Origin of the sequence: Sinorhizobium fredii NGR234 (genome assembly GCF_000018545.1) — a bacterium.
Lineage (GTDB): Bacteria > Pseudomonadota > Alphaproteobacteria > Rhizobiales > Rhizobiaceae > Sinorhizobium > Sinorhizobium fredii_A.
The window spans coordinates 1637487-1650066 of sequence record NC_012587.1; the positions used below are offsets into that span (position 1 = coordinate 1637487).

A 12580-nucleotide genomic window follows, 5' to 3' on the forward strand; every position below is an offset into this window, starting at 1 on the left:
GTCAGAGGGCGGGACCCGGGGCGGTCTGTACCATCACCACGCCATTGATTTTGTAGCTGCCGTCCGGCTGAGGGACGAGCTCGTAGATTGCCGTCCAATCCTTGCCGTCCGATCCGAAGATCAGCACTTCCTGAATCACTTCGTTGCCAACCAGCTTCGACCGTCCAAAGGCGAAATTGCCCGGGCGATAGAGGTGCTGGTAGCTCTTCTTGACCATCTCGAAAAAGACAAGCTGGTCCGGAAACTTTTCCCGGATTCCGGGGGAGGCGAAGGAGTAGGCAGTTTCCGGGTCGTCGTCGAGAAATGCCTTGATCTGGGCGCGGATGACGGATCTCGCGGTATCCACAGGGTCCGCAAGCGCGCGTCCGGCGCCAAGCGCGAGCACCAGACAGAGAGCGACGACCACTCTTGTCATGGACGCCTCCATAGATCACGATGATCGATTCTAATGCGTTAGAGCGGGATGCGGGCGGAAAACCGCACACACTTTTCCTCATCCCGCTCATTGTTATCGAAGCATATGCCCGGCAGTCTCGTTGATAAGCACCACCCTTCGGCTGATAGGGTAGTCGCGCGCCGGAAACATCAAGAGCGATGCCGATATTTCAGCAATTTACGCCGCATCTCTCAAGTCTCACGCGAACGGTCACAATCTCGTGACCGGGGCCGCCCGCCTTCGGCGGAATCTAGCCGCGCTTGGAGACCGCCCGTTCGGCGTTGCGTTGGCGCGCACCATGGCATGCCGTGTATTTCTTCCCGGATCCGCAAGGACAGGGATCGTTGCTCCGGCGCTGCAGGCGGCTGATCAATGGCAGCAACAGCGCGGAAGGGATCAGGGAGGTGATCACAATTGCCAGCTTGGCCGAGATGCCCGGAATGATGAGCCGACGGCCGGATCTGAAGCCGCGCCAGGCGCGCTCGGCGACGTATTGCGAATCGACCTTGGGCAGTACCTTGAAAAGGGTTGCCCGATTGGCTCCCGATCGCTCGAGGAATTCGGTCGATACGGGCCCGGGCGCGACGCAGGTCACGGTGACGCCGGTGCGGCGGAGTTCCTGGTGAAGGGCCTCCGAGAACGATCGCACGAAGCCCTTGCTGGCATAATACAGAGCCATGTAGGGGCCTGGTGTGAAGCTCGCGACGGAGCCGAGATTCATGACGCCGCCGCGGCCGCGGCTGACCATACCCGGGAGAAAGCGAAGCGTAAGGTCGGTGAGGGCGCGTATGTTCAGATCGATCATGCCGAGTTGGTCACCGATGGACAACAGCGTTGCGCTGCCGCGAAGGCCATAGCCGGCGCTGTTGACGAGGACATCGCAGAACAGGCCGCGTTCGGACAGGAACGATTCGAGCTGACGTGCCGCGTCATCGGCCAGGAGATCCAAGGCGAAAGTGAATACCTCGCTGCCGGCCTTCGGCATATCGGCGGCAGCGACCGCAAGACCGTCCGGCGAGCGCGCCACCAGCACAACGGTTGCGCCGTCCCGGGCGGCAACGCTGGCAATCGCCTTGCCGATGCCGCGAGAGCCGCCCACCACGACGACGGCTGGGCGAAGCTGGGCTTCCGTCATCATGCCGCACCGGGGACAGCGCCCGCAACGGCGACGGTTTCCGTTTGACCGGATACCTCGGCAGCGATTTCGCCATTCAGGATTCTTTCGAACCGCTCCAACGCCCGCGCCACATTGGCGCCGTCCATGACCCGGTGATCATAGTGGATGCGCACCGTTACCGTGCCTTGATCGTCGATCGGGCCATAATTGAAGATCGTCGTCAGGGGTGTCAGCGGATTGAGAGATTCGGCGCCGAGCCCTGAATAGACGGACAACTGGAAGGTTCCGAAATGGCGGCCGCGCGGACGACCCAGATTGAGACCGAGCCACATAAGCAGCCACCGGATCGGCGCCGGCAGCCGGGCGATCTTCAGGGCGCGCCGGAACTCCTTCACCTCCATGACGGGACGCGTCCGCGCCGCTTCGATCAGGGCGGCGAGTTCGGCGATCGAGCGGCGCTCGGGGGCCTTGATCAGGCTCAGAAGCACGGCCCGCTCGCCGCCAAGCTCGCGCTCGTGGGCGACGGAAGCAATGCTTTCCGGATACTCGTAAAGTTGAGGCCTCGGCAATTTGACATAGGCCTGCCGCAGTTCGGGGGTTTCGAGAGAAAGAAGCGCATATCCCTTGAGGAACAGGACAGTCCAGGACGGTCTGCTCTGTTGTGACATCCGGGCCTGGAGGAGCGGGCCGAGATGCATCTGTCGCTGCACGGTTACCCGCGGCACACGGATCGAAAACCGCATCAGATCGCCGACGAGGCGTCGCGGCCCCGAAAGCTTGAGAGCTCGGCCTCGCATCGGGACACCTCTAGTAGAGAAAGGGAATGATCCGCTTGGTTCTTTCCATGTAGGCGCGGTATTGCGGGCCGAATGTTTCCAGCATCATGCGCTCCTCCTTGTCCACCCTCAGAAAAAACAGGATCGCGAAACCGACCAGTCCGGCGAAGCCCATGACCCAGTTCGACAGCAGGAAGGCCTGCCCGACACCCATGAGCATGAACGAAGTGTACATTGGGTGGCGAACAAGGGCATAGGGCCCGCCGCTGATCAGCTCATGGCGATCGCGGATCTCCAGCGTGATGGACCAGTTGCGGCCAAGCTCCTTATGGGTCCGGCGAAACACCCACATGGCGGCAGCGAAGACGAGGGTTCCAATGGCCACAGCCCACCCGCTGGCCGGATAATCGGCTGCCTCGGGAATCCCGGTCACGACATAGAATCCCGGTACGATTCCGAGGCCAACCAGGGCCGCAGCCAGCCCGATCGTCTCCGAAGCCGAGCGGCGGTTGCTGACGACCTCCACGCGCTTGGCGCGGCGCTCGTAGGGACGGCGAATAAAGTACCAGCCGACGATGCCAAGCACCCAAATAATTTGCCCAATAGAAGCAATCGACATGCATATCCTAGCTTAAAAGGCTCATCCGCGATCATGCCGCCGGCCGAAGCGGCCAGGGCCGCTGCATGTTTCCTCAAATGGTAGAGCCGACGGGGACCTTTGCGCGTCCGAGAAATCGCGCGGCGCTGCAGGAGCCGATCGCGCTAGCCCCCGTTCATCTCACGGAGCGTTGTAATGAATTCCTGCGACCTTAGCCAGATGCCTGGAGTCTTATATCCCATGGAACGGGCAATCTCGGCGACGAAGGCATTGCAGTTGTAGACTGTCGCCTGCCAGACGCGCGACTTTGCCTTCAGCTTTCGTATGAAGCCGACGACCTCGTTATACTCCGCCTCGGTCAGCATGATGCGCCAACTGGCCGACCTGTATTCCTCTTCCAGGTCGCCGTCGCTCGCTCCGGTCTCGGCCGGCACGGGAAAGAAGTGGCCAAGGACGTAGGGGCCGGTATCGTTGGTGGCTGGCGCCAGACCTGCGACTTCCGGGTTGATCATTGCCCCCGCAGCATTGGTGCGACCGAAAACTGCGTAAGTGTGCCCGTAGCTCAGTGCATAGCGCGAGCGGAATTCGATGAAGTAGCCTTGCTGTCGGGATTGGGATACCAGCTTGGCCGGTCCGCCAATCTTCTGGCTGCTCGACACATAGGCTGGTTGGGCACTTTTGTCTTGCGTCTGGCACGCTGTCGCGGCGAATGCGAGCAAGATCACAGGTAGGATACGGCTTGCTGCAGATGTCATCACGTCACTTCGCTCTGTCGCCGAACTCAATATTAGCAGAACTTGGGCCGGCTCGGGCCACTCAGTGGCGTCTTCGACCGTCAGCCCTGGGGTGTTCGGTCTTCAAGGCGCCCCGCGGGGAGGGTCTTAGAAACTCCCCACGGGGCAAATTCAGCTGTTACTTATAAACGGGAGCGGGCTCTACTGCCGGCTCTGCAGCTGGCGGCGGTGCCTTCCCTTTACCCTTGCCAATCGTGTCACAAGCGGTCAGCCCGGTGACAGAAAGCAATGCGATCATAACGATTAGAATTCTGCTCATTCAGAAGTCCTTTCCTCAATAGTCGGAATGGTTTATCGAAGGCAACACTCCAAGTAATAGTGGCGATTCTCGTCTTAGCCTAGTGCAAGAAGGACACAGTTGGCGTCAGGTTTGTCGGTCCGGAACTGTTCAACGGGTTCTTCAACACACATGGCTTGATTATTTATACCAAATATGCGCGCAAATACCATCAGATGATCAATACCGGGGTCCCCACGGGGGTCCGACTGTAGAGATCAACGATGTCGTCGTTCGTCAAACGGATGCAACCGCTCGATACTGCCTGACCGATCGTCCAGGGTTCGTTCGTGCCGTGCAGACGAAACATGGTGTCGTTCCCGCCACGATAGAGGTAGAGGGCGGATGCACCAAGCGGATTGTGTAACCCGCCTGAGACGCCCCCCGCATACTGACGCAGGTGAGGCTTGCGGCGCATCATGCTTTCGGTGGGTGTCCACGACGGCCACTCAGCCTTTCGGCCGATCGTCGCCTTGCCCTTGAGCGTACGCCCTTCCTCTCCGACGCCGATGCCGTAGCGAACCGCCCAGCCGCCGCCTTGGACGTAGTAGAGATAGCGTTCTTCGGTGTTGACGACGATCGTTCCCGGTGCCTCGCCGCCGTGATAGGCCACTTCCTGCCTGCGGTAGCGCGGGTCGATACGCGTCCTGGAGGCGATGGGGCTTTCAATTGTTCGCCCGATCGAACTACATCCGGTGGCCACCAGAGCCAGACTACCCAACACGAGCATGCGACGCGTAACGTGGTTCTTGTCCATCTTCACCTACTGAGAAAATTCGTGAGTCCCCGTTCTGCGTGTTTAACACCGCTGCGGGCGCTGTGCCAAGCCTCGCATCTCAGGCGGGCACCACGAGGTGAATTTGACGTTCAGAATCAGGGGAGTGCAGGCCCGATTCGAGACGCTATGAAGGGTCGCCGCGGAGGATCGGCGCACCGATTCGCGTCGGGTTGTCCCTCTCGGCGCCCGAATCTTTGGCCTGAGGAGGTCGACTCGCGAACGGTTATGACCGACTGACGCGATCGAGCCATCGCGCCGCCGGCTTCGGGGATAGATTAAACCCTTGCGGCAACCACCCGCGTCTGCTCGACTGGGAGTGGGAAGAGCTAAGAAGGATCGACAGCATGACACTGCGCTTCGACGGCAAGATCGCCATCGTTACCGGCGGCGGGTCGGGAATCGGCGCCGCCATATCCCGGCAATTGAGCGGCGAGGGGGCGGAAGTTGTCGTTGCCGATCTCAATCCCGAAGCCGCCGAGGGGATCGTCGACGAAATCCGCGCCAAGGGAGGTCGAGCCCGCCACTTTACGGTCGATGTCGCCGACGCAGGCGCTGTCGAGCAGTTGGTCGGCTTCGCGCTCAGTGAATGCGGGGGGCTGAACCTGGCCGTCAACAACGCCGGCATCGAAGGCGTGCGAAAGCCGACCGGAGACTATCCGCTCGACAACTGGGAGCGCGTGATCGACGTGAACCTGACCGGTACCTTCCATTGCATGAAATACGAGATCGCAGCCATGCTTGGGCGGGGAGGTGGCGCGATCGTCAACGTGACGTCGATTCTTGCCTCCGTCGGCCTGCCAACCGCATCGGCCTATACCGCGGCCAAGCATGGGGTTGTCGGCCTGACCAAATCGGCAGCAATCGAATATGCGCGCATGGGAATCCGCATCAACACCGTCGGTCCCGGCTGGATCGAAACGCCGCTTCTGTCGGAATATGCCGAGCTGGCGAAGACCCGCCGGCTCGAGGCCCTGCAGCCGATGGGCCGGCGAGGAACACCGGAGGAGGTGGCGGCGCTCGCCTGTTTTCTCTTGTCCGACGAGGCGAGTTTCATCACCGGCAGCTACCATCTGGTGGACGGCGCCTACACGGCTCACTGAGGCGAACCGAATCGCACCTTCTCTCCGCCATCAGCAACACCGCCAGTGCACAACACAGCAGGCCAAGGGAGGATGGTAGCCCCTGATGTCCTATGAGCTGCATGACAAGCCCCGTCGCGGGCGAGCCCACGATGCCGCCGACGCCCCATACGAACGCGAAGGCCGCGTTACCGGCGATCAGGGCTTGACCGCTGAAGCGCTCCCCGAGTTGGATGAGCGACATGGTGTAGATCCCGAACGAGACCCCGCCCCAGACGAAAACGAGCGGCCAGATGAGCCACGCGTTGAAGATCGACGGCAGCAGCAGGCAGCCGGCCAGCGAAGCCAGGGCGCAGAACAACATGGTCCGCGTCGAGCCAAACTGTTCGGCCACGCGTCCGAGCGCAATCTGCAGCACGGCATTGCCGACGATGAAACAGGTGATCAGCGAAGCGATGCGCGCCTCGGCGCTGCCGAGCGCCGCGCCATAGACCGCGAACAAGGAGAGCAGGGTCTGCTCGAAGGCGGCAGCAGTGAAAACCGCGAACAACAGGAGCGGCGCCAGGGCGAAGAAGCCCCTGACCGACGTTGCCTCGCCTTCCTGCGGCATCTTCGGCAGGCGCGGCACGACCGCAAGCACGATCAGGCCACAGACAAGGAAGGCGACGATGCCGATCATGAAGGGCGGCCAACCCTCTGTACCGACCAGGCCCAGCGACAGCGGGCCGATGGAGAAGCCACCCGAAACGATCGATGAATAGAGGCCCATGATGCGGCCCCGGCGTGGCGCGGGGGCGATCGTGATCAGCCAGGTTTCGCTGATCACGTAAAGCGGGTTGGCGAAAATGCCAAGCAGCAAGCGCAGCGGCATCCAGGCCCAGACGTCCTGTGTCAAGGCAATGGCGATCAGGGTGAGGGGAGCCAGGGTCGAACACAGGATCGCCAGTCGCGCCGCGCCCAAGCGCCGCGCCAGCACCGGAATGAAGGGCGCGGAGACGATGAAACCGAGCGGCGTCATCGCCGCCGACAAACCGATCAGGCCGGGCGTCGTTCCCCGTCGCTCCAGGATGAAGCTGAGCAGCGGATAGGTCAGTCCCTGCGCCAGGGCGAACACCGTGACGGTCGCGATGATGCCCGCCATCGCGGCCCAGGGGATACGATCCTCTCGCGGTGATGTCGTGGCGTGCAAGGGCAGGCGAACCACTGCGGCACGCCGAAACTGACGATCCGGTGTCATTGCAGCATTCACCTTACAAAGGGTTTGATACTTGCCAGAAGGGCTTGGCGATCTCTGCCTCCGCCTGCCGTCTCGTCAGGCCGATATCGGCGATCAAATGGGGGTCGTCCTTCAACCCTTGCTCGAGTTCCCAGCGAAAGCGTGTCCGTCGGCGCCAGGTCGCGGCAATGCTTCGCAGCGTCGCCAGGCGGGGGTGCCGGCGCGACGGCTCGGCCGGCCCTACGGGGGGAGTAACGTTCATCGCAACCTCCATGTGGTTCGGGGCTCCGGGGACCCTCGATCTCAAAGAGGTCGAATTCTGCGAGATCCGAACGGCGTCGTACTTAAGCCCTTCCAAAAAGTTCTCAAAAACATCCAAACGGGCTATAGCTGCGCCCTATGCAGGGATCGCGCTTTGCCTTTGGTCCGTTCGTGCTTGATCCGGGTGCGGGAACGCTCCTTCGGAACGACGATCCCGTTGCCGTTGGCTATCGCGGGCTAAAGCTGCTCGCAGCGCTCGTCGGACGGGCCGGCGAAATCCTCGGCAAGGCGGAGTTGATGGACGCGGCGTGGCCGGGCACGGCCGTCGAAGAAGGCAACCTCACAGTCCAGATCGCGCAACTGCGGAAGCTGCTTGGTCCGGCCGCCGACGGCGGTGAATGGATCTCGACGGTTCCGCGTGTTGGCTACCGCTTCACGGGGACAATCGAACAGCTCGGCGAGCGAAAACCTTTGCCGCTGCCCGACAAACCGTCGATCGCTGTGCTACCCTTTGTGAATCTCAGCAACGATCCCGATCAGGAATCCTTCGCGGATGGGTTGACCGAAGACCTGATCACCGACCTTTCCAGGAGCCCCGGGCTGTTCGTCATCGCACGCAACTCGACCTTTGCCTACAAGGGAAAGGCGATGGACGTGCGCGGGATCGCACGGGACCTTGGCGTGCGCTACCTGCTGGAAGGCAGCGCAAGACGCGCCGCGGCTCGCGTGCGCATCAACGCCCAGTTGGTCGACGCGACGAGCGGCGATCATCTATGGGCGGAACGCTTCGACCGCAGCCTGGAAGATATCTTTGCCGTTCAGGACGAGGTCACCGGCAAGATCGTGGAGGTGTTGCTCGGCCGGCTGCGCGCAGCGCCGCCGCGCAATCGGCCCAAAAATCTCGAGGCTTATGATCTCTGCGTGAGGGCGCGCAAGCTGATGGATGATTCACCGCAGACGGCGCGCGAAGCGCATCTGATGCTCACGCGCGCGGTTGCGCTCGAACCGGAATACGCCGAGGCCTATCGCTGGCTTGCCATAAATCACTGGATGGGATGGGTGCATTCCGGCGGCCCCACTGAATCTTCCCGTACTGTTGCTTTGGAACTGGCGCGCAAAGCCGTAGCGATCGATCCAAACGATGCCGGCTGCCGCTGGGTTCTGGCTTACCTGCTTGCCTATGAGCGCAGCTTCGCGGCGGCGGATGCGGAATTCGCCAAGGCGATCGAGATAGACCCGAACGAGGCCGACGCCTGGGCGGCATTATCCGACATCGCGGTCTTGGCGGGCCACGTCGAAGAGGGTCTTGAGCACATTCGCAAGGCGTTCCGGCTGAACCCGTTTCCGGCAAGCTGGTACTATCTGACGCTCGGCCAGGCGCAATATGCGGCCGGCGAATACGAGGCCGCCGTCGAGACACTGCGCAGCGACGAGACTTACCGTACAAGCTCGCGCCGTTTTCTGGCCGCAAGCCTTGCGCAACTTGGCCGGCTCGACGAGGCGCGCGCAGAGGCCGAACTGTTCCTCGTCGGCAACCCGTATTTCACGATCCGCCACTGGGCCGCGACGGAACCATTCCGCGACGCTCGGACGCTTGAGCATTTCGTTGATGGCTTCCGCAAGGCCGGTCTACCGGAGTGACGCGCCGTCGCAATTCCTCAAGGCGGCTCTGGCAAGCAAAGGCCGGCAGCGGGGCGACTGGCATGTCGCACTTGGAAATAGAATGTACCCAGCAACACACGATGTGGCGGCAAGGTTGCAATGTCCGCCATTGCGCAAAGTTAAAATGTCACTTTGGATACGTCTTCAGCCATTTAGAAATACGACACTCGGCATGTCCACTTGCGCTGAGGCAAGCCCCCGACCGGACCGGCTGGGCCGGGTTGCAAGGGAAGGGAGGGGGCGGGTGAGACGCACCTATCGGCTTTAGCTTTGAGACTATGAATGCAGCCGATTATTCCGCCGCATCAAGGTGGGAAAGCGCCTGCTGCCGCCGGGCGATGACTGCGGGATCGTTCATGAAATCCGTCCGCTTACCCGGCTTTCGCCCCCGCGGCTTGTAGCCTATCTTCTCGCTGTTGGTCTTCACCGCCGGCTTCGTCTGCTGCTCCTGACGTTCCTTGATGTAGGCCAGGACATCACCGAGCCGCTTGTTCTCGGTGATCGCCGCATGCGTCACCCGCTGGTTTTTGTCGAACACCTGGTAGGGCAGGGAATGCCCCTTCCAGCGCACATCCAGCCGGCCGTCCGCATAGGCATAGGTCTCGACATAGCGACCGACCAGCCCGCGCGTCACCTCGGTCTCCTCCAGCATGATCCGCTGGCGCTCGTAGGAGAACGTCAGTTGCGTGCCGACATAACGCTGCTCACGTTTGCACAGGACGTCGCGCAGCCGATCCGGGGCAAGGTTCAGCGGCCGATGCAGATCATCAGATCGGGCAGGGGTAATGGCAAACTGCCGGTTATAGCGCTCCATGAACCGAGGCAGGAAAGCGTTGCCGTCGTCCATGCCGCAGATGCCCTCCAGGCGCAGATCCTTGATCAACCGATCCTGTAGCGTCCGGTTCATCCGCTCGACACGGCCCTTCGCCTGGCTTGAGTTTGCGCAAAGAATCTCGATGTTTAGCTCTGAAAGCGCGCGGCCGAACTGGGTCATGCCGTGGCCGCCCTTGGCATCCTTCTTCGCCACCCGGAACACCGAATGCTTGTCGGAATAGAAGGCGACCGGAGCACCATGCGCCTTCAGATAGAGTTCCAGTGCCTCGAAATACGTGAACGCACTTTCCGATCGTACGAACCGCAGCTGCATCAGCTTGCCGGTCGCATCGTCGATGAACACCAGCAGCGAACATGGCGGCCCGCGATCCTCAAACCAACGATGCTCGGATCCGTCGATCTGCACCAGTTCGCCATAGGCCTCGCGCCGCAACCGCGGCTGATGAAAGGTCCGCCGCTGCTTGCGCGACAGCCACAGGCCGGCCTCCGACATCCATTGGCGCAAGGTCTCGCGCGACACCGTCAGGCCGTCGCGCTCGGCGAGCTTCTCAGCGGCTAATGTCGGTCCGAAGTCCACATAGCACTCGCGTACGAGCGTCACGGCATAATCGCGCACGCCGTCACAAATCCGATTGTTCGATGGCCGGCCGATCGCCTTGTGCCGGATCGACGCCGCACCGCCAGCGCTGATCCGATCCAACAGACGACGCACCTGGCGGGTACTCAGGTCCAGCACATGTGCCGCCGACACCAACGTCATACGCCCGGCGATCACCTTCGACAAAATCTCGATCCGCTGCAGGTCGCGCTCGCTCATCGCAATCATCCCATCCGCAATCTCCCAGGTCATCAAAACCCGGGGAGAGTGACATTCCAACTTTGCAGGAACAGGACACTTTAACTTTGCGGCTACACACGATGTCACAGCTATTTAAAGATGAGACAAAGTAATCAACTTAGAAACGCGACATCATCCTATTCATTATTACTGCGTTTGCAAGTATATTTACAAAGTACGAAGACGCGAGCCGCCGACCGGGTGGAGCTGGTCAGGGTTGCGCAGCCCGGTCGGCGGCGGATGGCTCCAGCTGCAAAATAAACTTCAGCTTGGACACCCCCGGTCACTCCGCCGCTTTCAGCTGCGCAAGGGCTTGTTGCCGCTTTGCGATGACCACCGGATCCTTGGTAAAATCCGTCTTCCGGCCAGGCTTCGTGCCGCGCTTTTGGTAGCCATTGCTCTGGCTGCCGTCGCGAATGCCGAACATATGATCCGTCTGGCCGGTGCGGCGCGGTCCGCCCTTGCTGCGCTGTTGCTCGCGTCCGGCCTGCATCTCGGCCACCAGCGCCAGCACGTCATCAAGGCGCTTGTTCTCAACCACCTCAGGGCGGTGCACCGAGCGCAACGTGTCGAAGGTTCTGTAGGGCAGGGACGTCCCCTCATGGGTGACCTCGAGGCGACCATCGGGATAGTCGCAGACAATGACCTTCTTGCCGGCGAGCGCCGTGGCGAGGTCGGTCGGATCGAGGATGAACATCACCTTGTCATAGCGCAGCGTCAGCGACTGCGACAGCTTGCGGATCTCCTTGCGGCACATGGCGCCATCGAGGTTCTCATGCGCGGCAAACGGCCGATGCATGTCCTTCGGATTGCGCGGCGCCTTGCCGAAGCGACGATTGAAGTCGGCCATGAACTCCGGCGCATAGGCATTGGCCGCCGCGATCGTGTCGATGCCGCGCAGCCGCAGTTCCTTGACAAGCCGATCCTGCAGCGTCTGGTTTGCACGCTCGACGCGGCCTTTCTTTCAAGTCCAGGACTGCAGTTCGTACTGACACTCAAGTGCGTATAGAGTTCGAGGTCACGCACCCGTTCCATCCGTGGCGCGGCCAGCGCTTCGTGTTGTCGACACGCAAGCAGAACTGGGGCGAGGATCGCGTCATGTTCTACGACGCGGATGGGCGGCTTCGCTCGCTGCTTGCGTCATGGACGGACGTCGCTGCACCCGATGTTTTCATTCAGATCGCGGCCGGTAGGTCGTTCGTGCGTCCAGATGATCTGGCAACCCTAGCCGCATTGATCGAGCAAATCGAGCGCAGCCATGGCGGCTGAATGCGTGTCAGGCAATTTATGCCGATTATGTAAATCTAATTATGCCGAATCATACGGGCGCTCACAGCGATAATTGCCTCTACATTGTAGTTATATGCAGCATAAACAGCCATATCGCCCGGCGTCGTTAGGTTGACACGTTCTCTATCGAGGCGTAATTTGATTTACACCACTAGGAAGAGGTTATGCCATGCCCAACGAGACCAAACGTGAGCGACTGCGCGAGCTCGGAGCACTCAATGCGCGGCCCGAAGCCGTCCGTGCACCCTGGTTTCGTGAGTCCACCTTCTTCGATCCTCTCGATCTCGTGCAGGTGAAGTACGAGATGCTGCGTCACGTCCAGGAGGATGGCGTCAACAAGGCCGATGCCGCCGCGCTTTTCGGTCTGTCGCGGCCAACCTACTATCAGGCCGAGGCCGCGTTCGAACGCGACGGCATTGCCGGCCTGCTGCCGCGCACCCGAGGGCCAAAGTCGGCCCACAAACTCACCGACGAGGTCATGCAGCTCATCGAGCAGAACCAGCATGCGGGCGCCCCGCTGCAGGCGCGCTCCCTGGCAGAACTGCTGCATTCGACGCTCGGCATCAGTGTCCATCCCCGCAGCATCGAACGCGCGATCGCCCGTAAAAAAAAACGGTGAGCCCC

The 12580-nt window shown here is 61.4% G+C and carries 14 protein-coding genes and 1 pseudogene; 4 read left to right on the top strand and 11 right to left on the bottom strand.

The features are described 5' to 3' along the window. Nucleotide 1: 1 nt before the first annotated feature. From NGR_RS19170 to NGR_RS19200, 7 genes are all read right to left on the bottom strand, one after another. Nucleotides 2-415, bottom strand: a complete 414-nt coding sequence (locus tag NGR_RS19170) for a DUF4864 domain-containing protein (protein ID WP_012708124.1) — start codon at nucleotides 413-415, stop codon at nucleotides 2-4. A 271-nt stretch (nucleotides 416-686) separates the two neighbouring features. After that, entirely contained in the window at nucleotides 687-1574 is an 888-nt protein-coding gene (locus NGR_RS19175; protein ID WP_164924334.1) for an SDR family NAD(P)-dependent oxidoreductase, read from the bottom strand. Then, entirely contained in the window at nucleotides 1571-2350 is a 780-nt protein-coding gene (locus NGR_RS19180) for a hypothetical protein (RefSeq protein WP_012708126.1), read from the bottom strand. The genes NGR_RS19175 and NGR_RS19180 overlap by 4 nt, the downstream gene beginning before the upstream one ends. Nucleotides 2351-2360: 10 nt before the next feature. Next, nucleotides 2361-2948: a protein-S-isoprenylcysteine O-methyltransferase gene (locus tag NGR_RS19185; RefSeq protein ID WP_012708127.1), complete on the bottom strand. Its 588-nt coding sequence runs from the start codon at nucleotides 2946-2948 to the stop codon at nucleotides 2361-2363. Between the two features lie 143 nt (nucleotides 2949-3091). After that, nucleotides 3092-3682, bottom strand: coding sequence for a hypothetical protein (locus NGR_RS19190; RefSeq protein WP_012708128.1), 591 nt, complete (start codon nucleotides 3680-3682; stop codon nucleotides 3092-3094). 157 nt (nucleotides 3683-3839) lie between these two features. Then, entirely contained in the window at nucleotides 3840-3980 is a 141-nt protein-coding gene (locus tag NGR_RS33165) for a hypothetical protein (protein WP_018239837.1), read from the bottom strand. Between the two features lie 190 nt (nucleotides 3981-4170). After that, entirely contained in the window at nucleotides 4171-4755 is a 585-nt protein-coding gene (locus NGR_RS19200) for a L,D-transpeptidase (protein WP_012708129.1), read from the bottom strand. A gap of 365 nt (nucleotides 4756-5120) precedes the next feature. Here NGR_RS19200 and NGR_RS19205 point away from each other — a divergent pair, with 365 nt between their 5' ends. Further along, a complete protein-coding gene (locus tag NGR_RS19205; protein ID WP_012708130.1) occupies nucleotides 5121-5876 on the top strand; it encodes an SDR family NAD(P)-dependent oxidoreductase in 756 nt (251 codons plus the stop codon). On the opposite strand, the gene NGR_RS19210 is transcribed toward NGR_RS19205, so the two are convergent. Further along, nucleotides 5830-7092, bottom strand: a complete 1263-nt coding sequence (locus tag NGR_RS19210) for an MFS transporter (protein ID WP_012708131.1) — start codon at nucleotides 7090-7092, stop codon at nucleotides 5830-5832. The two genes, NGR_RS19205 and NGR_RS19210, sit on opposite strands and share 47 nt — an antisense overlap. 13 nt (nucleotides 7093-7105) lie before the next feature. Beyond that, a complete protein-coding gene (locus NGR_RS19215; RefSeq protein ID WP_164924335.1) occupies nucleotides 7106-7333 on the bottom strand; it encodes a DUF1127 domain-containing protein in 228 nt (75 codons plus the stop codon). Nucleotides 7334-7470: 137 nt separating this feature from the next. On the opposite strand from NGR_RS19215, the gene NGR_RS19220 reads away from it, so the two are divergent. Next, the gene (locus tag NGR_RS19220) at nucleotides 7471-8973 is read left to right on the top strand and encodes a winged helix-turn-helix domain-containing tetratricopeptide repeat protein (RefSeq protein WP_012708133.1); all 1503 of its coding nucleotides are present in this window, start codon (nucleotides 7471-7473) and stop codon (nucleotides 8971-8973) included. 313 nt (nucleotides 8974-9286) lie between these two features. Here the strand turns inward: NGR_RS19220 and NGR_RS19225 are convergent, their stop codons facing one another. Both NGR_RS19225 and NGR_RS19230 read right to left on the bottom strand, forming a co-directional pair. Beyond that, nucleotides 9287-10678, bottom strand: a complete 1392-nt coding sequence (locus NGR_RS19225; RefSeq protein WP_015887593.1) for an ISNCY family transposase — start codon at nucleotides 10676-10678, stop codon at nucleotides 9287-9289. A 271-nt stretch (nucleotides 10679-10949) separates the two neighbouring features. Beyond that, nucleotides 10950-11627, bottom strand: a pseudogene (locus NGR_RS19230) (ISNCY family transposase); the annotation flags it as partial. A gap of 44 nt (nucleotides 11628-11671) precedes the next feature. Here NGR_RS19230 and NGR_RS19235 point away from each other — a divergent pair. After that, the gene (locus NGR_RS19235; RefSeq protein WP_348774936.1) at nucleotides 11672-11935 is read left to right on the top strand and encodes a DUF5372 family protein; all 264 of its coding nucleotides are present in this window, start codon (nucleotides 11672-11674) and stop codon (nucleotides 11933-11935) included. A gap of 190 nt (nucleotides 11936-12125) precedes the next feature. Continuing rightward, on the top strand, nucleotides 12126-12575 hold the full coding sequence (locus NGR_RS33170) for a helix-turn-helix domain-containing protein (RefSeq protein ID WP_010875068.1): 450 nt from the start codon (nucleotides 12126-12128) through the stop codon (nucleotides 12573-12575). The last annotated feature ends 5 nt before the right edge of the window (nucleotides 12576-12580 follow it).